This window comes from Treponema sp. OMZ 906, assembly GCF_024181185.1.
Taxonomy (GTDB): domain Bacteria; phylum Spirochaetota; class Spirochaetia; order Treponematales; family Treponemataceae; genus Treponema.
In genome coordinates this window covers 302,779-323,277 of sequence record NZ_CP051196.1, presented here as the reverse complement: position 1 = coordinate 323,277, position 20,499 = coordinate 302,779, and the positions used below count along the sequence as shown (strand labels likewise).

22 protein-coding genes and 1 pseudogene are annotated in these 20,499 nt (G+C 35.3%); 3 read left to right on the top strand and 20 right to left on the bottom strand.

Features of this window, described 5'->3' with window-relative positions:
* The first annotated feature begins 169 nt into the window (after positions 1-169).
* From E4N69_RS01260 to mfd, 3 genes are read left to right on the top strand one after another with little or no spacing between them, the layout of a single operon-like run.
* A complete protein-coding gene (locus E4N69_RS01260; RefSeq protein WP_253824242.1) occupies positions 170-1,204 on the top strand; it encodes a cyclic nucleotide-binding domain-containing protein in 1,035 nt (344 codons plus the stop codon).
* A complete protein-coding gene (locus E4N69_RS01255; RefSeq protein ID WP_253824241.1) occupies positions 1,197-1,850 on the top strand; it encodes a Crp/Fnr family transcriptional regulator in 654 nt (217 codons plus the stop codon). The genes E4N69_RS01260 and E4N69_RS01255 overlap by 8 nt, the downstream gene beginning before the upstream one ends.
* 9 nt (positions 1,851-1,859) lie before the next feature.
* Positions 1,860-5,462, top strand: coding sequence for a transcription-repair coupling factor (mfd, locus tag E4N69_RS01250; RefSeq protein WP_253824240.1), 3,603 nt, complete (start codon positions 1,860-1,862; stop codon positions 5,460-5,462).
* A 14-nt stretch (positions 5,463-5,476) separates the two neighbouring features.
* On the opposite strand, the gene E4N69_RS01245 is transcribed toward mfd, so the two are convergent.
* The 20 genes and pseudogenes from E4N69_RS01245 to E4N69_RS01150 form a co-directional block, all read right to left on the bottom strand.
* On the bottom strand, positions 5,477-6,070 hold the full coding sequence (locus E4N69_RS01245; RefSeq protein WP_253824239.1) for a hypothetical protein: 594 nt from the start codon (positions 6,068-6,070) through the stop codon (positions 5,477-5,479).
* 71 nt (positions 6,071-6,141) lie between these two features.
* Positions 6,142-6,621, bottom strand: coding sequence for a hypothetical protein (locus E4N69_RS01240; RefSeq protein WP_253824238.1), 480 nt, complete (start codon positions 6,619-6,621; stop codon positions 6,142-6,144).
* Positions 6,622-6,726: 105 nt separating this feature from the next.
* Positions 6,727-7,209 carry a hypothetical protein gene (locus tag E4N69_RS01235; protein ID WP_253824237.1) on the bottom strand — a complete coding sequence of 161 codons (483 nt, stop codon included), beginning with the start codon at positions 7,207-7,209 and terminating at the stop codon, positions 6,727-6,729.
* Between the two features lie 177 nt (positions 7,210-7,386).
* Positions 7,387-7,968 carry a hypothetical protein gene (locus tag E4N69_RS01230; RefSeq protein ID WP_253824236.1) on the bottom strand — a complete coding sequence of 194 codons (582 nt, stop codon included), beginning with the start codon at positions 7,966-7,968 and terminating at the stop codon, positions 7,387-7,389.
* Between the two features lie 107 nt (positions 7,969-8,075).
* Complete coding sequence (locus tag E4N69_RS01225) at positions 8,076-8,768, bottom strand: hypothetical protein (RefSeq protein ID WP_253824235.1); 693 nt, start codon at positions 8,766-8,768, stop codon at positions 8,076-8,078.
* A gap of 1,365 nt (positions 8,769-10,133) precedes the next feature.
* Entirely contained in the window at positions 10,134-10,892 is a 759-nt protein-coding gene (locus tag E4N69_RS01220; protein ID WP_253824234.1) for a hypothetical protein, read from the bottom strand.
* Between the two features lie 328 nt (positions 10,893-11,220).
* Entirely contained in the window at positions 11,221-11,481 is a 261-nt protein-coding gene (locus tag E4N69_RS01215; RefSeq protein WP_253824233.1) for a hypothetical protein, read from the bottom strand.
* A gap of 180 nt (positions 11,482-11,661) precedes the next feature.
* Complete coding sequence (locus tag E4N69_RS01210) at positions 11,662-12,081, bottom strand: hypothetical protein (RefSeq protein ID WP_253824232.1); 420 nt, start codon at positions 12,079-12,081, stop codon at positions 11,662-11,664.
* Positions 12,082-12,229: 148 nt separating this feature from the next.
* Entirely contained in the window at positions 12,230-12,601 is a 372-nt protein-coding gene (locus E4N69_RS01205) for a hypothetical protein (RefSeq protein WP_253824231.1), read from the bottom strand.
* Positions 12,602-12,804: 203 nt separating this feature from the next.
* Entirely contained in the window at positions 12,805-13,044 is a 240-nt protein-coding gene (locus tag E4N69_RS01200) for a hypothetical protein (protein WP_253824230.1), read from the bottom strand.
* Between the two features lie 339 nt (positions 13,045-13,383).
* Positions 13,384-13,624, bottom strand: a pseudogene (locus E4N69_RS12755) (RHS repeat-associated core domain-containing protein); the annotation flags it as partial.
* A gap of 251 nt (positions 13,625-13,875) precedes the next feature.
* The gene (locus E4N69_RS01190) at positions 13,876-14,421 is read right to left on the bottom strand and encodes a hypothetical protein (protein ID WP_253824228.1); all 546 of its coding nucleotides are present in this window, start codon (positions 14,419-14,421) and stop codon (positions 13,876-13,878) included.
* Positions 14,422-15,307: 886 nt separating this feature from the next.
* A complete protein-coding gene (locus E4N69_RS01185) occupies positions 15,308-15,844 on the bottom strand; it encodes a hypothetical protein (RefSeq protein ID WP_253824227.1) in 537 nt (178 codons plus the stop codon).
* A 14-nt stretch (positions 15,845-15,858) separates the two neighbouring features.
* Positions 15,859-16,311, bottom strand: a complete 453-nt coding sequence (locus tag E4N69_RS01180) for a hypothetical protein (protein WP_253824226.1) — start codon at positions 16,309-16,311, stop codon at positions 15,859-15,861.
* A gap of 385 nt (positions 16,312-16,696) precedes the next feature.
* Entirely contained in the window at positions 16,697-17,614 is a 918-nt protein-coding gene (locus E4N69_RS01175) for a hypothetical protein (protein WP_253824225.1), read from the bottom strand.
* Positions 17,615-17,802: 188 nt separating this feature from the next.
* Positions 17,803-18,165 (bottom strand): hypothetical protein, encoded by a 363-nt coding sequence (locus E4N69_RS01170; protein WP_253824224.1) that lies wholly within the window; start codon positions 18,163-18,165, stop codon positions 17,803-17,805.
* 268 nt (positions 18,166-18,433) lie between these two features.
* A complete protein-coding gene (locus E4N69_RS01165) occupies positions 18,434-19,021 on the bottom strand; it encodes a hypothetical protein (RefSeq protein ID WP_253824223.1) in 588 nt (195 codons plus the stop codon).
* Positions 19,018-19,302: a hypothetical protein gene (locus E4N69_RS01160; protein ID WP_253824222.1), complete on the bottom strand. Its 285-nt coding sequence runs from the start codon at positions 19,300-19,302 to the stop codon at positions 19,018-19,020. Before E4N69_RS01160 ends, E4N69_RS01165 begins: the two co-directional genes overlap by 4 nt.
* Before the next feature lie 68 nt (positions 19,303-19,370).
* Positions 19,371-19,652, bottom strand: coding sequence for a hypothetical protein (locus E4N69_RS01155; protein WP_253714881.1), 282 nt, complete (start codon positions 19,650-19,652; stop codon positions 19,371-19,373).
* Between the two features lie 340 nt (positions 19,653-19,992).
* Positions 19,993-20,493 carry a hypothetical protein gene (locus E4N69_RS01150; RefSeq protein WP_253824221.1) on the bottom strand — a complete coding sequence of 167 codons (501 nt, stop codon included), beginning with the start codon at positions 20,491-20,493 and terminating at the stop codon, positions 19,993-19,995.
* Between the last annotated feature and the right edge of the window lie 6 nt (positions 20,494-20,499).

Here is a 20,499-nt window from a genome sequence, read left to right as displayed (position 1 = left end):
AGATTCATAATGCACTAGGTTTTTTCCGCGAGGTATGATATAATCATCGCAGATAGTTCTTACCGTTAATTGTTCGGATAAATATATGCGGTACCCTTTAAAAACTGAAGTTTTTAGGGAGCACCATGTATGATTACAGTTGAGAACTGCGTGTGGTACGGAGGACAAAATGCCAAAGGCTGTTCAATACAGCGCAAATTCTGTTATTTATTTTTCAGGCGATTTTGATGCTCGAGTATTTTTGCTGCATAGCGGGCATATCGCACTCAATTCGCTTGATATTGAAACCGGCGCGCAGGTAACGGAATATATTAAAACCGGTGAGTTTTTTGGAGTGAAATCCGCACTTGGGAATTATCCGAGAGAAGAGAGCGCGATGGTCTTAACCGATTCGCTTGTGTATACATTCTCTGTTGCCGAATTTGAAAGTTTTGCTCAGACAAATACACGTATTATCCTTCAAATGTTGAAAGTTTTCTCCCGGCAACTGCGAAATATCCACCGGCAGCTTGAATCGTTAATGGATAGTAAACAGCAAACGAATAACGAAGACGGTTTATTTACGGTTGCATCGGCCTTTTATAAATCACAGCATTATCAGGCGGCTGCCCAAGTAGCTGCGCGCTACAGGGCACTCTATCCGGCAGGCAAGCACTTGGCGGCAATTGGCCCGATTATTGCAAATTCGACACAGATGGCAGGTCGAAGTTTTGGAGAAGCGCGGCAGCCGGGCAGCATGGGTGGTACTTCTTCCGGTCAGTCTACCGCATCCGCTTCCATTCCGGTGAGCGGTCCCGTTCAACAGACTCAGCCCGACGATGCCTCTGTAGATTTGACTTTCCAGCTTGCCGAAGATCTTGCAAAACAAGAGAAGTGGGCTGATGCATACAAGCAATATCATACTATTATTGAAATGAAGCAGGGCACAAAGCTGGAAGCAGCTTATTTAGGAGCTGCCCGCTGTTTATACAAGCAGTCCGAGTTTGTTCGCTGTATTCAGCTCGGTACGGGCTTTATTACTCAATTCCCCAAATCTTTAAAACTTGCAGAAATTTTGATGTTCCTCGGTATGTGCTATCAAGGTATGGATCGGCCCGATAAGGCGTTACCGTTCTATGATAAAGCATTGACGATGGCAGGTCCGTTGCTGGTGCCTAAGATTAAAGAACTACTGGCTGCATGCGAAGGAGCTATCCATGCCTGATTTATTTGCCTCGTTTGCCCGTTTTGCAAAAAAGTTTCCTAAGGGTTCCGTTATCTTTTCCGAATTTGAACCGGGCGCTTCTTTTTATTTAATTCAATCGGGGCGCGTTCAGCTGATTAAGATCATCAACGGAGCAGAAAAAAACATCGATATTTTACAGCAGGGAGAAATTTTCGGCGAAATGGCTGTTTTGGATAATTCTCCCCGTTCCGCTTCCGCAATCGCGTATGACGATGTTGTTGCGCTTGAGTTTAATAAAGAAAACTTTGAAATTCTGTTGACCGGCAATCCGGCCATTGCAATGCGCCTGTTAAAGACCTTTGTTAAGCGTATTTACGTCCAGAAACGGCGATTCATGATTTTAACGATACAAGACAATATCGCCCGCGTCGGCGACGTATTCTTAATGCTCGATGAAACGCAACCCGATCTTGATCGTTCTACCCAGATGCGTACCTTTATCATCACACCTGAAGAAGTAGCCCGATGGGCAGGCCTTTCGGCGGAGGCGACCGGCGATGCGCTGCGAAAATTTGCCGATCAGGGACGGTTAGAGGTATACGGCGACCGTATTATCGTAAAAAATATCGTTGACCTCTCCCGTTTTGTAACAACACGGCGTACAAAAGACAACGTTTTCGGCTAATCATCGGTAATGAAAGAACACACATTACAAGACAGTATCCGCTCATGGAAAACCATGCAAGACGCTTTTTCCTCTTTGAGGGAAGAGCGTTTTCCATATCATATACACGGCCTCTCAGGCGGTATATTCGCTTTTTTCTTAGCCGAATATGTCCGCCGTTTCGGTACTAACCTCTGTATCGTTGTCCCAACGGAAAAAGAAATAGAAGAGTTACGCGCAGACCTCGATATCGCGGGATTGCAAGCTCAGGTTTTGCCGTGGTGGGGCAATATGGCATATCGGCCGGTACAAAACTCTGCGCCGGTGTTTGCAGAACGCGCTCAAGTTTTGGCCGAACTTTGCGCAGGGGCGCCGGTCTCCGGTTCGGTATCGTCCGGCATGACGTCAAAGGCGATGTCCGGATTGGCGGCACCCAACTCAGCGATATCAAACTCGACCGCAAGCACGATAACGGTGATGACCCAGCGGGCATTTTTAACGCCGGTTCCCCCGCCCGACTACCTTAAAACACTCACCTGTACTCTCTATAAAGGTAAGGAAATCGATACGGAAAAAATAGCCTCGATGCTGATACAGTGGGGCTATACGCGGGTGCCGCGGGTAAGCGTCCGGGGCGAGTTCGCGCTCCGCGGTGAGGTACTCGATATCTGCGCCGCCGCTAACAAAGGTTCGCAGCACACCGCCTATCGTATCCAATTCGACTTTACTACTATCGAAAAGATAAAGTCCTTCGATATGCACACGCAGGCCTCGGTTGAAGAATTTGACAGCCTGACGCTCTATCCGATGAAAGAGGTTATCTGGGATGATGAGCGGATCGCCACGCTCGAACGGAATTTATCGCAGATGCCCGAATTTACGGCCGAAGGTACGAAAAAACTGATTGCGCACTTAAAAGAACAGCGAGCCTTTGACGGTGAAGAGCTTTTTTATCCGCTCTGTTTTGAAAAACCTGCAAGCGTCCTTGATTATCTTGAGTATCTGCACGACGGCGCTGCATCAACACAGCGAAATTCCGTAGGCGCTTCAAGGTATCAGGGCACAGGCGGCGCTGCGAAACCTGCAGTTCTCCTGTACATGGACTACGACCGGCAGCGGAACGCGGTGGAAGCACTGGAGCGGGAGTATCACGGCTTATATAACAAAATCACCCGTGCCATTGACGACGACATCAAGCATAACCTTTTAATTACCGAATATCCCATGCCGCAGCGTCTTTTGCTGCCCTTTACGGAGCTGATCGAAAGCTATCCGCAGAGCCTTTTCCTCCGAACGCTGAAAGAATCGGATGAAACCGGAGCGTCGATTGTGTTTAACTGCGACCCGCCGCGCAGTTTTTTCGGCAATATCGTGTATCTAAAAGAAGAATTAACGCATTTGCAGCAGGAAGGATGGCGTATTTTTGTGTTTGCGGAAAGCGATGCGCAGGCGCTCCGTATCGGTGAATTGCTCAAGGATATTAAGGCAACCGTGCTGCCGCTCACACTTTCTTCCGGCTTCGGCATCCCCGAGCTGAAAATACTCGTTATTCAGGAAAATGAAATTTTCGGTAGGCGGCGGCGTATCCCGAAATCGATTAAGCAGGTTAAAAGCTCGGTTATCGATACCTTTGTGGAACTTAATCCCGGCGACTATGTTGTCCACGTCAACTACGGTATCGGGCAGTTCAAGGGGATTGAGCGCGTTAAAACGCTGGGGCATGAGCGCGACTATATCAACCTGCTGTACGCGCAGGACGAAACGGTGTTTATCCCGATCGAGCAGGCGAACCTCGTGCAGCGGTATATCGGCAACGAAGGCGAAGCGCCGCGGCTGGATATCATCGGCTCTAAGGCGTGGGAAAACCGGAAAAACAAGGTTAAAAAGTCGGTTGAAGATATTGCCGATAAGCTCATCGACCTATATTCCCGCCGCAAAGCCGCCGCCGGTTTTGCCTTTGCGAAAGACAACGAATGGCAAACCGCTTTTGAGGCCGCCTTCCCGTATGAAGAGACCGAAGATCAGCTGACCTGTATTGCCGATGTAAAGACCGATATGGAAAAACCGATACCGATGGATCGGCTCATCTGCGGCGACGTCGGTTATGGTAAGACGGAAATTGCGATGCGGGCGGCATTTAAAGCGGTGATGAGCGGAAAGCAGGCAGCCTTTTTAGCGCCGACCACCATCCTCGCGGAGCAGCATTTTGATACCTTTCAGGAACGCTTTCAAAAATTTCCGGTAAAACTTGCTCGGCTGTCCCGCTTTGTTTCAAAGGCTGAACAGAAAAAAGTTTTAACCCAGCTGAAAAACGGCGAGCTTGATATCGTTATCGGCACACACCGCGTTATCCAAAAAGATGTGCAGTTTAAAGATTTGGGACTGATGATTGTCGATGAAGAACAGCGGTTCGGGGTTAAAGACAAGGAACGGCTCAAACAGATGAAGACGAATATCGACTGCCTCTCTTTGAGTGCAACACCTATCCCGCGTACCCTGCATATCAGCCTGCTAAAAATCCGCGACATGAGCCTTTTAACCACGCCGCCGCAAAACCGCCGTCCGGTGGAAACCGTTATTTCTCCGTTTGACCCTGAAAAAATTGCGCAGGCGATCCGTTTTGAAGTTGACCGCGGCGGACAGGTGTTCTATCTGCATAACCGCGTAGAGAGCCTCGAAGAAACACGGTATAAGATTCAGCAGCTCATCCCCGAAGTGCTTATCGATATCGCGCACGGGCAGATGAGCGCAACCGAACTTGAAGATATTTTCCGCCGCTTCAACATGGGCGGCTTTCATGTTCTCATCGCGACTACCATTATCGAAAACGGTATCGACATCCCCAATGCGAACACCATCATCATCGACCGTGCCGATATGTACGGCGTTTCGCAGCTGTACCAACTGCGCGGCCGCGTCGGGCGTTCCGACAGAAAGGCCTATGCGTATCTCCTCTATCCCGAAAACAAGGCCTTGTCGGAAGTTGCAATGAAGCGGCTGCAGGTTATCTCCGATTTTACGGAACTCGGCTCCGGCTTTAAAATTGCGATGAAGGATATGGAAATCCGCGGCGCAGGGAATCTGTTGGGAAAAGAACAGTCAGGCGATATTTATTCCGTCGGCTTTGACCTTTACCTTCGCCTGCTGGAAGAGGCGGTGGAACGGCTGCAAAACGCCGGTTACGAGCCTGAAACGGAACCGGTCATAGAGCTTGAGTACACGGGCTTCATCCCCGACAGCTATATCCGCGTGCCGGAAACAAAAATGGAGATATACAAAAAAATCGCCGCCGTCCGTACCGCGGAAGAACTGGATAGGCTCTACGCGGAATTATCCGACCGGTTCGGCCCCGTTCCGGAAGAAGCTGAAAGCCTGCTTTCTCTTGCTGAAATTAAAATTATCTGTGCAAAACTTGCAATCGCCTCGCTTAAAGAGCGGAACGGAACCGTGCGCATCACCTTTGCGAAGGTCTCAAAGATTTCTATCGATAAGTTGCTTCGCATGATAAAAGAGTCTGCGGGACGGGTTAAACTCGATGCAAAGCAGCCGAACGTCATCATGCTCGAAACCGGTTCCATCGGCTTAAAAGAAAAGAGCGAATTTATCAGCGAAAAACTCAATCAGCTTATCTAACGCATATTGTATTCCTATTGACGCCCCTGACATCCTGTCAGTAACGCGACAGGGTACCTAAAGCTGTACAAGGACGTACAGGCTTCCGGGTCAGTATACTTTACCGGATTATTCCCTACGTGGCTAATGCGTACTGCATGGTAAAACCAACCGAGATAAGCAATGATTATTTCATTATCATTTATTTGATAACAGGTATCCCCGAAAAGAGGGCGCTCTTCCCTACCGTTAAGATGCTCCACATAAATCGCTTTGATAATTTTACTCGTTATTCCTAAATCTTTAAAAGTATACCCTGAATACACAACATCTTTCGTCGCAGCTCTCAATTGCTCATCTGTAAGAAACATTTCTTCAACTTTTTCCGCTTTTATAAATCTTTCACCATCAAGCACTACTCCTTCCTTATCATATTCAACAATTACTTTATCATATGCAGACGCCTCTCTCTTCGTTAAATCAGTAAAATGCATATAAGCACTATCATCAGTAATAGTAAAATACCTGTCGACTTTCCATTTACTGATATAACTTTGTAATTGTACCTCTTGTGAAAACAGCATAGCCGTCTCCACTAAAATCATGCTGATTAAAAATATCTTCTTCATATCCTTGTGTTCTCCTTCCGGTTTTGATAAAAACTCGGCAGTGCTGTATATCGATAAGTACCGTTTTTTAATTATCTAATGCGTACCGCATGATAAAACCAACCACGATATTCTATTATTAATTCATTATCATTTATTTGATAAAATACAGCCCCAAAAATAGAAATCCCCCTATTATTTTTTGCATGCACAAAAATTTCCTTGATAATTTTTTCGGTTATCCCTAAATCCTTAAAAGTATAGCCGGGATACCAAGAACCTCTTGTATAATACTTTAACTGTTCATCTGTAAAAAAGTTTTCCTGAATTTCCCTCGTATTTATAAATTTTTCACCGTCAAGTACGATACCTTCCCTATCATATTCAATAATCACTCCCATGTACGCATAAGCTTCATTCTTTATTAAATCACCGATAACGTGATAGTCTTCATTAACAGTAAAAATACGGTCAACCTTCCATTTACCGATATAACTTTGTAACTGTATCTCTTGTGAAAACAGCATAACAGCCACCACTAAGAGCATACCTATTAAAAGCTTCCTTTTCATATCTTTGTCCTCGTTTATTATTTGATTCTTCTGATCTTTTACAATTTATAATAGACTCATACTTACCAGCACATTATATCATAGAAACCAAAAAACATATCCATCTTACTTATAAACAATGTTTAATTCCCAGCCCCCAGAATAACCAAATTCATCAATTTTTTGATTTATAACTATTGTTGCGATAGAATCATACGTAAAATCAACATATACATAATCAGAAATCCAATCATATTTTTTATTCAAATATTCATGTTGTTTATCAAATGGAGTTACGCACTTTATACGATATTTCATTGGTCGCATTGACAAAACAATTCTTTCCCCACCTGCAAGAGATAGGTCTTTTCTTGTGTAATTAAAACTGTCCCCTAATATCTCAAAATTAGAAATCGTATATTCTTTATAAAGAATATATTCGTCTCCTATCTTCTTTTCTATCAAAACATCGCAATCAAGAGAATTCATCATACCATTGCATTCTTCACGTTTTATAACAAGTGTTGGATTATTTTTTATATTTTCAGGAAATAACATACACAAAACTGTTATCAAAAAAAGTATAAAAATATTCAGTTTTCTTGACATAGTTAATCTCCATAAGTATTAGCATATTTATAAGCGCTATACGAATTATTCAAAGGATCTGTAGATGTATAATTCTTTTTCTCTTTCAATTATCACCAAGAAAAACCATAACGCTAGACATAACTAACTATATACTCAATATTAAATAATTATCAATTCTATAAAAATATTTTATTTTTAATTTCCGCATAATATATTAATTATATCATCATCGGTCATATTGAAAAAGAATTCGTCTATCTTTAGATTATTACCATTGTCTATTCCCAGCAATTTACTACATACAGTCACTATTATTTCGTAATCCCTTTTTGGAGCAAAATATTTCTCAGCTGATTTATCTAAAATTTTTATAAACAATTCATTAGCCTGCTTCCTTTCTCCCAAATAATAAAGACAAACTGCATATCCCAGAGTATGAAAAGAAATATTAGTTTGATTAGCTTCATATCGCTTGTATACAGAAGCACAGCTATCCAGAAAAACTTCCCTTGGAATAATTTTTTCAAAATATAGTTTTCTTAATACATAACATTGTTGAGAGTATCCACTATTCCAATTTAACTTATCTATTTTTTCTTCCAAAGAAAAAGCATTTAGAAGTTTTTCTATTTTTTTATTTTCATCATCCGTAAAATTTTGGTAATTTACAGTATCTTCCACTTTCCATAAATCTTTTATTCTTTTTTCTTGGTTTGAACATGCAATGAGTAATTCTACAAACATACAAAGCATTGATAAATATTTTATCTTTTTCATTGTACTCTAATCCTTTCCTTGGAATAATGAACAAATCTTTCAAACGTTTTTCCATTTTTATCATAAAATACTGTTTCCTTAACTTCCGCAGAAGGATTATGAATAACTTAAGTTTTTAGACATAATATTATTTTACACCGTACTTTTTCTTTTATCGATAAATACATATCAACAGCTTGTTTTTTATAAACAGTAATAGCTCTATCAATTTCATTCTCTAAATAAGTATCTCCAGTTAAAGGTATCTTGTGTGGATAATAAACTATTCCATTATTAAAGTTATGCGTATGAGCATTATCCACAAAGGATGATATTGGCTGTTCAACGGAAACAGTTACAAAATCTAGAATCTTATAATCTGTATTGTCAGAGACTATATTTTCACTCGCCATCAATATAGTCAGACATAATGGTATACCCAAATCAGCACATTCACCTAGAATCCGTGGAGACAATTCAAATATATTTTCATCATGTAGTTCATTCAGATAAACTTCATAGGTTACACTCCCACCACTTTGCAAAAATAATTCAAGCTTTTGTCTATCTTTTATTTTCGATTTAAAATAGGTATTCAAATCATGAATGATACTATCATGATTACTCCCCTTTAGTATTTCAGGAACAACATCATAGCGAACATAAGATTCTCTGAAATTGCAATATTCTTTACCGGAGGGTGAAACTCGCGGCGTATTAGCAGAATACTCAGCAGTTGCTTTAATGTCAAAAATAGGTGTTATCTCACGCGTAGGCAGTATCGGATGTCTTACCACAATTGCAATATCGACTTTAAGCATACACTCACCTATATTACCGGAAATCTTTATCATTTCTTAGATGTCTTTGTAGTATGGTTATTTCATATTGATGTCCCATAAGAGCCCCTATTCAATAACAACAGATACCACATATTTCTATTTGCGCCATAGTTTATAATTGATCAAAAATAATACACCAAATAAGCGGAATATCCACAATGAAAATTTTGTAGATATTTGTATCCATTCAGATAAAAATAATTCTGATGTTATTTTTGCTTCATATAAAATATATAACGTAAAATCAACAGGAATTGTTAGTATTTCAATAATCACTAAAAAATAAAGTAATATAAATAATATCTTTGAAAATTTATTAATTTTCAAATTTACAAAAATTAGATAATATCCTGTATATATTGCCCACTTTGAAAACCCATTTCTAATTTTTTTCATTTTTGAATGCTTATTTTGTATAGACACAAAAGAGTATAAAGCAAAAGAATAAATAAAACAAAGGAATATTTTAAAAAACAAGAAACCAAGGCTCACTTTAATTCCTCCAATTGTTTTGGAGCCTCATCTGTGATGCTATTTATTCTATTTGGTGTCATAATCATATAGGTATTCCTCATTTTAAATATTGTTCAGGATACACTGGATAACCATGAATCTCATACGTTTTCAATCGCTGTCTGGGGAGGGGCAGTGCCCTACCCCCTATTTCTGTTTATCCCTCACATACGGACGTAACTCGTTCTGTGGGAAGAGAACATAAGCTTTTATTATTTTTTAACTTTTAAAATATATTTTCCCATCTAATGTCAATTTTACTTTTCGTGAAAATTCCATTACTTCAATAAATTTTTACTGCTGCTAGGCATCACACTCTAAAAAATAATCATATTTTACAAAATTCAAAATTATATGAAATTTTTTTTCATAAAAATCCTTTTCATTCTCGTAAATCTTATAGCAGTAATATAACATTGGATCATTGCTTGCTCTACTCCCCAAATGATCTATCAAATCATTCAAGTTCAAATTCATAGGAAGCTTATACTCTTCTATATATCTATCTGAGTATTTATCAAAACATCTAATATATCTGGTCATTTATGGCTCAACCTTTTCCCCACTCTTAGTACTGATATGTAGTTGTTGATTCTAAATATAAGCACATTTTTCCATCCAAAACATGGTATCAGAATCAACTTTTTAAATCATTATAAATTTCAATTCCAAGAGTAATATTTAAAGTCTTGCACCTTCGCAATATTTCAGGACACAATTCAAAAGCAATTTTTAGGAACAGAATTGGAAATATCTTTTAACAAATTGATATCTTTACTCTGTGCGTATATTGAAAACATAGAAAAACAACATAAAGTATTCCTATCTTTTTCATTTTATTATACTTTTTCCTTTCTTATAACAATACAAAGAAATAAGCATTTCAAAACCGGTAGAATAAATATTCTTATAGCAAAAGTCCTTATACTCTTCTTCATCAAAAAAATATGTAATTTCTTGATTCTTTATATCAAAGGCAAAAAATGAATAGATCGTTTCGCCTACTAAATATCTATGGCTACAAAGTCCAATTTTTGTTATCCCATTAATAATAGGAGTAGAGTATGAAACTTTATATTTCTTATTCTTATCATTATCCTGTAGGCCAAATGTATGTGCATAAATATTTTTATATTTCTTTCCGTTATTTATAAAGTGATACTCCTTGATACTATGTTCCTTATCTGAATCTGAAATATTCTCCTTTTCGGTATAGTCCCAAGGATTCATTAAGCTGATTTCATATATTTTATCGGCGTCATTTAAAACAACCAATCCTTTTTGATAAATCATTACTTTTTGTACATTATGCATCGGATAAAAGCCCACATCTTCAATTCTTTTCTGGTAGTCTAAGATCGGTAGTTCTTCATTATCAGAAAAATATAAGAACAATCCACAGGGAAGCAATGGCATTGTTATTGTATTGCCTTTATAATCCGTATAGTATCTATCAACCATTCCTCCTCCTGCAATCTCATATCGACCATAACTCAATTTATAGAGTTCCCTTTCAATAGCAGTTGAAGTCTTATGACAGCCTACAATCAGAAAAACAAGCATAAAAGGAAGTATCGCTATATTTCTCATATTTATTTCTCCTCAAGATAGAAATCATCAACCGTCTCAAAAAGCTCGTGCTCCCTGGGATGATGTTTTCTGAAAACCTTATAAATACTGCATTTAAAACAAAAAATTGGGCATAACGGGTTTTAACCAATCAGCCCAGTTTTCAATCCAGAAAGTATGGGGCATCGAAAGCCGGCAGAATCTACTCGAATGAGAGTCCGTGCTTCACACGGCTGACATCCAGCTACATACAACGGTACATCGTGAAGTGTTATACCATTTATTTCCACCAATAATGAAGCATCTTGTGTAGACTTTACTTCGTTTCTCTGATTCGCATATAGCAATATTATAAAAATTTAATCATATTTTGTTTAAATTTTGGTAAAATTGTTGTATAAATATTTTTATCTTCAATATTTAATCCTATAATTTCATCAATATAATCCCAACTCTCATGAAAAATATGTTGAAAATCTAAATTTTCTTTATCTTTTATAAGTATATATATACCCCATATATTCTCTAAAAAACTATATAAATCAATATCTCCAATACTGCATTCAATGATTTGTTCAATAATTCTACACACACCCAAATTAAAATTCATTTAACACTCCTTTACTGCGGTATAGCAGCAACTACTTTACCAATTTTTGTAGCTCTACTTGCCAATTTAGTTGTACATCACTAGCAAACCAACCATTTTTTTATCGTCCATAGACGATCTTTCCTCTAAACACATGAAAAACTTAGTTTTTCTTTGCACAGAATTAATACACTAAATATTTCAAATTCCCAAATGTAAAATAATTTTATTATTTTTAGTTGCATATTCTAATAGCCTAATTAAATTATCAATTTGTGATATAATTTCTTTTTTACTATAACTAGATTCCGGTATTACATCCGTCTCAGGAGCTAATTTAAATAATTCTTTCCATAAGACGACTATGCGAAGAAAAGTATTCAAATTATCAGATTCAATTAAACTAATACCATAATAAAAAAGGCCTTTTGTGGTCTTCGTTTTAGTATTATTTTCTGATTTAAACCATTTCAAAGTTTTAAAAATAAAAATAATGATATCATCATGAATTGAGATATGCTTATATCGTTTTGACATACATTTTAAATCCAATTGATTATTAATTTTATTAGTAACATCTTGTAAAGACGGAATAACAAAAAAATTATGAACTAATGCCATTTTTACTACTCCATTGCTCAAAATGAAATAATGTTTCTATCAACATCAATGCCAATATGTTTTCCATTTTTTATACGTGTGACATTTTCCGCTACTCCTTTTACAGATGCTGACTTGGCACCTTTCAAAACAGAAAGATTTTATACGTTTAATTACGGAACAAAGAAATAATACATGATATAGGAATCATTACTGACAGAACAATAAATGGCATAGTACACAAAAAATGTTTTATAAATTTCTTATATTCAATTAGGTAAGTTTTAAAATTATCATCGTTTGTTTGTTGAATTTTATATTCAAGATAAGGAATTAGATCCGTATACCTTGGATACCATTTTTCACGAACTCCAAACATATTTATTTCCCCGATTCGTTTTAAAGTCTCAATATCATTTATTGTATCCAGATATTCTACAAATTTTTTTCGTTCTTTAGCAAATTCGGAATCAAATTTTTTAAAAGCTTTTACGAAGAACCAGAATGTAACTGCACAAACAGGAAAAACCACCATAATCATATTCATCCCCCTTAGCTAATATCAATGACTACACAGAATATTTTTTTCAACACAAAAAGTATTTATTTAGATGTATTAAGCTACCATATCATTATTTGATTGTACAAGTACGGAAGCTTTAATACATATTCCTCATACTCTTTTCTGTTCCCTCTTACCGACCTATTCCTACGAACAGATTCGACAATCGGTTCAACGATATATTATTTCACTTTAATTCTAAACGAATTTTTCGTTAATCTTTTAACAAATACATAATCTTCAGGCAGCTCCTTTTCAAATGGAACTTCAAACCAAATAGCATCATAAAAAGGTTCTCTCTCCAAATCATCAAAATAAGTATAAAGCGGATATGCTATCGCATGTCTATCTTTATCCATAAACAGCATTAAAACATCATGATTTTCGCACCATTCTTTTATTTCAACAGAATCACAAAACACCTTAATTTTATCTTTTTTATTTTTACCTTCAATAAAAACAATTTTTTAACACTTATATCTATAAATATCTGTAAGTTTTTTTTCTTTCCCGATCCGTATGGTATGTAGTTTTTGATTTGCTGGTCGTAGGCAAGTAAAAAAAACCAAAAAACAAACGATAAGAAATAGAGCTATTAAAATTAATAAAAGAATAAACTGCTTTTTCATTATCTTTCTCAAAGTTGATACCCATTTACATCTATCTGCTGATATTATTGGATGCCTTAAAGCAAAACCATATTCATCTTTTCGAGAAGCACCTATTCCGTAACTAAGTAATATAGTATTGACTCCCCATACGATAGCGGCAGATACAAAAACAACCTTTCCATCTGGATCTATATACTTCACAGGATTATTTCCAGAATAATGATAAAGATGTAAATTGACAGTATTATATACCCCACCCAGTCCTGCAAGCTTTGATGCATCTGCACCTCTAGTCGGTATATAATCGCCCAGCGCCGGGTCGCCCCGACAGCCCCCTACTATACTTCGGGTCAAGGTAGCGCGCGCCGTAGTAATTAACGCCCGGCTCCTCCACCTTTTGAAAATATACACGCCGTCTGCTTCGTCGCTTTAAAAAAAATTACTTCCTCCTCACAATCTTTATAAAATCTATGAAATCCTGAAGAGAAAAAACAATAAATACTATACCACCCAATATAAGCACAAGAAGCTTAAAAATTTTGAAACATTCATTATCCGCATCTTGATAAGTAAAGAATATTCCTACAATACACATAACCGATGCAAAAAGATAGATTAAACTTCTGATAATAAAAAGCATATTTACTCACCCATCTGTTTTATATTTTCGATAATTCCTGAAATAGTATCATATTTTTCGATAATACCTTTAATAAAATTTACAGCAGTAAATTTTTCAGCACTTTCTAAATATTTTTGAAATTGTACTAATTTATTTTTAGGAACGATGCTTCCAACTTCTTTTACAAACGAATCGACAGCTTTATTGAACTTTCCAGCACAAAATGATAGAGCTATTCTACATCCTGTGTCGAAAAGATCAAATAAAGCCCCCTCTTTTTCCGGTAAAGCAGAATCCGTATAACTAACCATAGTATCAGCAAAAGATCCCATCATATATCCAACAAAACCTAATGCTGTATCTGGCAATCTTGAATCTATCCCATCAGCATAATCATCACCATACATATCAGCCATGATTGTTGTATAAGTAATTTTACAAATAGATAAAGCGATATTCAATCCACCATGAATAGTCATCGCTGCGCTGTAAAAAGCTCCGACACCTGTTACAAATTCTGTAGCATTAACACTTAAACTTATTAAGTTATCCCAGTTTCTTCTCAACCAATGGACATCAAAAATCTTCTTCCATCCGGGTCGGTATACTTCACCGGATTATTGGCTTGAAGCTCGCTATCGCTTCGCGCTCTGATGCCGCTTCAATCGCTGTCCGAAGGACTACCTTCCCTATTTCTGTTTATTCCTCACATACGGCCGTAACTCGTTCTATGAAGAAGAGAGTATCCCTATTCTATTTGCACTAGAAGCATATTCAATTCATCTATTCACCATATTTTAAATATTTTTTATCATCATTCATAGAATCATTATTTTATATCAAACATAAACCTTTATATGAACTTCTAAACAATCCTTAATTCTATACAGCTTTATATAAACTCTAGTAAAAATAAAATAATAATAAACATTATTATACTCATAAATACAAATATAATATATTTAATAAACTTTTTCATAATTAATTTTCGGTTATTTAAATACTTCTGTTTTAAGTTGTTCAAATATTCATCTTGTGTTATTTTCTCATAAAAATTACTTAATTCTTTACGTTGAGAAAAACTTGATATGCCATATATACAATCTTCAATTATTTTTATCTCCTCTATCATATTCTTTGAATATAAATACTCCAGCATTTCTGAATATGAATGTTTCAACATCCTATGTATTGGAGTTATGAATATGATTATAGAAACAACAAAATAGATAAACATTAGCATAGATAAAAAGTTTAGATCCATTTTTATTCCTAGCAAAATTTAAATTGGAATAGTCAATAGTAGTGCAGTGCCTAAATTACCTACTCCATATTTTTTTCAATTAATAAACCAAGTATAATGTACCCCTTGTAGCCTCAATCGCTTCACTCATTCTAATTTAATTTCTAAACAATCTATTAGTGTCATAATCGTGTAGATTTTCCTTATTTTCATAGAATTTCTATTTTATACTCATAAATTTTAAACTGTTTATGTCCATTTATTATAAAAAAATACTGATGCGTTTTTGCATTTTCATATTGTGCATCTATACTTATATAATAAACATTTCCGACTGGATAATCATAAGGCGGCTTTACGAATTCCTTTAAAACAATCTGTTTTTTTATCAAACCCCCTACATACTGATTATAGGCAATTCCAATTCTGTTTAAATCACTTTCAGTCTCTATAGTTCCAAAACGATCATCTTCATAATCTGTTAATAAATTATATCCATCTATTATTTCTATATTGACCTTTCCCTTAAAAAAAAATTTCTTAATTTTGGCATAATCTAATTTAAAACAATCAGAATAAAAATCTTCAATTACTTTAGAAACCTTTACATCTTCTTCAAAGGTTAGATCCCTGGTATCTTTATCAATCAACCAATCAAAGAATGTTGGAATGATAAAAAAGGAAGTAAAAACAATTGAAAACAAAATCAGTAAAAAACAATAAAGTGTAATTCTATTTTTCTTCATCTTAGTTATTCTTTCTAATTCGGTCTTAGCACCCTATAAATACTCAGCAACTCAGTATGTTCAACATCATACATACAATCATCTATTTTTTTATGATACTGTAAAAAATCAAAAGCATCAGAATATGTTGAAAAAAGGAAAGAACTATTCAGTCGATTTTTATATGCTGAAAAATAATTGTGAGATGAAAAAATTATTTCATTGTATATTGAAGAAAATGAATAGCAATCTATATCAAAAATACCTATGTCAAACCCATAGCAATTTATTGATACTTCACGCACTTGATCTATACAAAGCGATACAGAATACATAGTTTTCATACTCGCAGTAAAACCTTCTATTCCTTTATAATTTTGAAAAAAATCATCTAAATTAACATTATTTTTTCTTGCAATAGTTATGAGTCTGTTAGAACAACCGTTCAAAGTTCTATTTCGTTCAATAGTTACATTATATCGCTGCATATACTATAATCACTCCCATCTTGTACGCTTTTGACGACGAGTTTCGGTCGAAGCCGAAACATCGCTTCTGTTTAAACCAGCAGCATCCATGCCAATGTTTAAGCGGCATTGCCACTTAAACTTGCAAGTTTTGGCTTTGGCCAAAACGTTGCTTCTAAAAATCCTCACCGTATCAGAACCGCCACGGACGTCGGTGGTTCTAAGCAGCAACGAGTTTGACATTCCGTCAAACTTGTGTTCAAGCGTTGTACTCAGGGCGTACAACGCTTGTATAGAGGATATCCGCTTCAATCGCTGTCCGAGGAAGAGGAGAATTTAGCTGTGAATAAAAGCAAATTTTTGTTTTCATAGTCAAGAACATCTTCTAAATCATAATTTTATCGAATTAGTAAATTCTCTTCCAAGCATTCTCGTATTTTATAAATAAATAGTCTTCTCCCATTCGATAGTCATCAATTATCATCGATGTATGCGTATCAATTTTATACATTATCAATACCTCTGCTTGCCTATCATATATTAAAAAAATATTATGACAAACCATACTAGTTGAAACATTTGGTAAATCTATTTCAAGCACATAATTAAGGTTACTATCATGTACCTCCCATCTTTTTGTACCGTTATTAAATAAAAATATATATTCTCTCCCCTCCATAAAATCACTATATTTTTCATCAAGAACTTTCTTTTTATAGTTGTCTATCACTATAATTTTATTATCCTTCTTAATAAAAAATTTTCCATCAAATTCTATTATATTTTCATCAGTTGATGCAATCATTTTACCTTTAGTATTTAATGAAAACCATCGCGGTATTAATCTTGTAACATTCCATGCAATATAGAACCCATTAGAACACATTTCTGCATAATCATACCCCTTTAAAGTCTTTTTTGAACCATCAGGAGATATCGCCAACAACTCTTTATTCTTCTCTTTTATTATAATCCCGTTATCGTTTATACTTGCCCACAGTAAATTATCTTGTAATACTTTTAAATCATTCGATAATAATGTATACGTATTATTTTTCCCCAATAGGCCGTTCTTTGTTACAACGAGGCTTGTATAATTAAATTCACCTATCAACCTACCTTCGTAAAAGACTAACCACTTATCTTTAACTTTCACATAATACGTATTATTTTGTATATATAACTCCTCTATTCGATAGTTGTTTTTCAGGCTCTCATAATACATAGCATTATCTTTATCAAAAGATATGTCGGCATAAAGCGTTTGTGTAAAAAAGAGCAGAAAAAAAATACTTCCCTTAATCAATCGGTTTATATTCTTCATTTGCGAATCTTCTCCTATGTCCATCAGAATAAGAATCAGGCAGTATTGACCCAGCTGACAATTCACAAGCCTTTAACTTTTCCTCTGATAACGTAAACTTTACTTTCCTCAAAAATCTCATTACTTCAGTACATCTTTTTTTGCATCTTCCCAACAGGATCCTATTTTTAAATTAGTATATAAAAAAATTAATCAAATATATGATTTTTTGCTCTATCATAAGTTTCATATAATTCTCCTATTCCAATTGTAATTAAATCATCCGCTACTATTTCCTCAATCAAATCATAATCTTTATTTTTTAAGACAGTTACATACACAAAAGTTGGAAAGTATGATATATCCTTTATACCATAACCTTCATGGCGTGATGTAATAATAATATAATCAGATCCATGAAAACCTTTTTCATCTTTCCATTGCACGGGCTCACTAATTTTCGCAATCACTGCTAATTTCCCTGTTGAAAATTTTACATATCGTATATACTCACATTCTCTTACATATTCTAATTGTTTATTTTCATCTGAAGATAAAAAATATTTTTCCATGCCAACCTCTAAAGTTCCGGATTAAACCCGCTTATATTTATAACTTTTTTGTACTCCTCAACATGTTCAACATCATGTATACTATCATCTATTTTTTTATGATACTGTAAAAAATCAAAAGCACAGAATATGTTGAAAAAAGGAAAGAACTATACGACCATTCTTATTATAGCGTTAATTCTATTGTAATTCATATTCGCCCCATCATATAAAACTACGGTATCCGTGCCAATTGTTAAGCAGTATTACCGTTTAAACTTGCAAGTTTTTACTTTTGTTTTTTCAATCCGTATATCTTCTCATAATATTTTAAAGCATATTCATACGAATCCGGCAAATATAATTTTATCACATGTTCATAACCGTTCTCAGCTAAAATTAAAAAATCATAACTATACTGCGCGGCAAACAAGATAGCTTCCATCATTTCTGACGATAAAAATGGACCATAGCCAAAATCAGATATCCTATAGCTTTCATCATGTTCATTTTTCGCTAAATAGGTGTTGATAAAATCATTGAGAGGCATATTTTTATCAGCTATCTCCGTCGAAAGTTTCTTGATACTATCATTAACCTTATAATCAAAAAAATATCGTTTATTCCCTATCTTTTCACATTCCAATCCTGTGTCATACAATGAATAAAATCCACCATCACAATAGACAGCAATGAAGGGTACAGGACTGTGGCGTTCTCTATATATAGTTTCCAATAGATAATAATTTTCGATACCTATCCTTTCAATGTTTTTTTCCAGCTGCCTTTCAAAAGTTTCTTCGGAGAAACAAGGAATCGACACTGTAACCCAACACCATAGAATGATACATATATATTTAATGATTAAGCCTTTCATGATATTCTAATTATCTCCTTAATACATTTTCCGTAATTCTTATCTGCAATAAAAAAAGTTTCTGTTTTATAACTTTTTGTATTTAAAACGTTTCCTCCAATTTTTTTATCAAATAAAACAAGCATAATTACAAAGATAATTGCAACGAAAATACATAAACATGCCACCAAATTTAGTTTTATTTCAGAACTCATTATTTCTCCTTTTTCCAAGTGACTTGTAGACGTACCCCAACGCCAACATACATACTTTATTCTTTTAGCCATCCAATTTCTGAACATATATTTCAATTCTACCTCCGCTATTATTCAGCCGTTGGACAATATCTTTCACAGATAGATATATCGCGTCAGACATTACCGCTTTTCAGTAAAGTATTCATAACCTTTTCTATTACATTCTCTATGCTATTTATTTGTTCTAAATTTGATGGGTCATATTCTAAGCCCAATCGATCAATAATAAGGCTAATGAAATATCTCCGTAACGCATTTATATTTCGACCTATATTAATGATTGAGTCAACATAATTCATATATTCCTCACTAGCTATAAAAGCAGGTACATCTAAAGGATTCCATTCTGAAAGTATATCATTAATTTGTTCTTTTAATTTGTTATCTGCTTTCATGGATTTACCCAAAAACCTTTTAATATGTATCTTTCTTTGGCGGACTGCCGATACTTGTGTACCATCAACACAATGAAAAGATGCACAAGTATCGGCACCGCTGCACTATACTGCTCCAATCTTTTTACCGCTTCTGCTTTGTTCCCGCGCTGTTTTTTTCTCAATACCGCCATGGATGGTGGTGGTTCTAAGCAGAAGCACATTTTGCTGAGCAAAACGTGCTATCAAATCTGTACAAGGATGTACAGATTTGATATAGCTTTTCACATACGGCTGTAACTCGTTCTGTGAGGAAGAGTAGATAAGTTTTTGTTACAGTATACATCATAATTGTAAGTTTTCATTCTCTACTTATAGATTGTAGGTATCCTTTACAATCTAATAATGAACCGATTGTTTCATGAAAAAATACATTATCAATCGTATTATAGTATTCAATTATTCTTAGAATATATTTCTGAAATTCCTCATCAAAAATTGAAAGAAAAAAAATAAGGGTTACTAAGAAATCAGGGAATTGCTTCCAATTCTCTTGTAAAAATAATTTTTCTGCACATGCATACCCCTTATTTTCATCGTCTTTCATTTGTGTTATACATTCCATTGCTTGTCTCATATTTTCCCCTTTCTGATTAACGATAACAACAAGCTCTGTTAGCATATCATCAATATCATCTTTCTTTATTTTGATATTCCTATAATATTCAGGAATACTATAATGAAACGATTCATCAACTAATGCAAAATTCGCGAAAAGTATTGCTGTCAATATTTCCAACGAATGAATATCGTTGGTATCTTTCTTAGCTTTTTTCATAAGCAATTTAATTTTTCTATTCATGCTTTC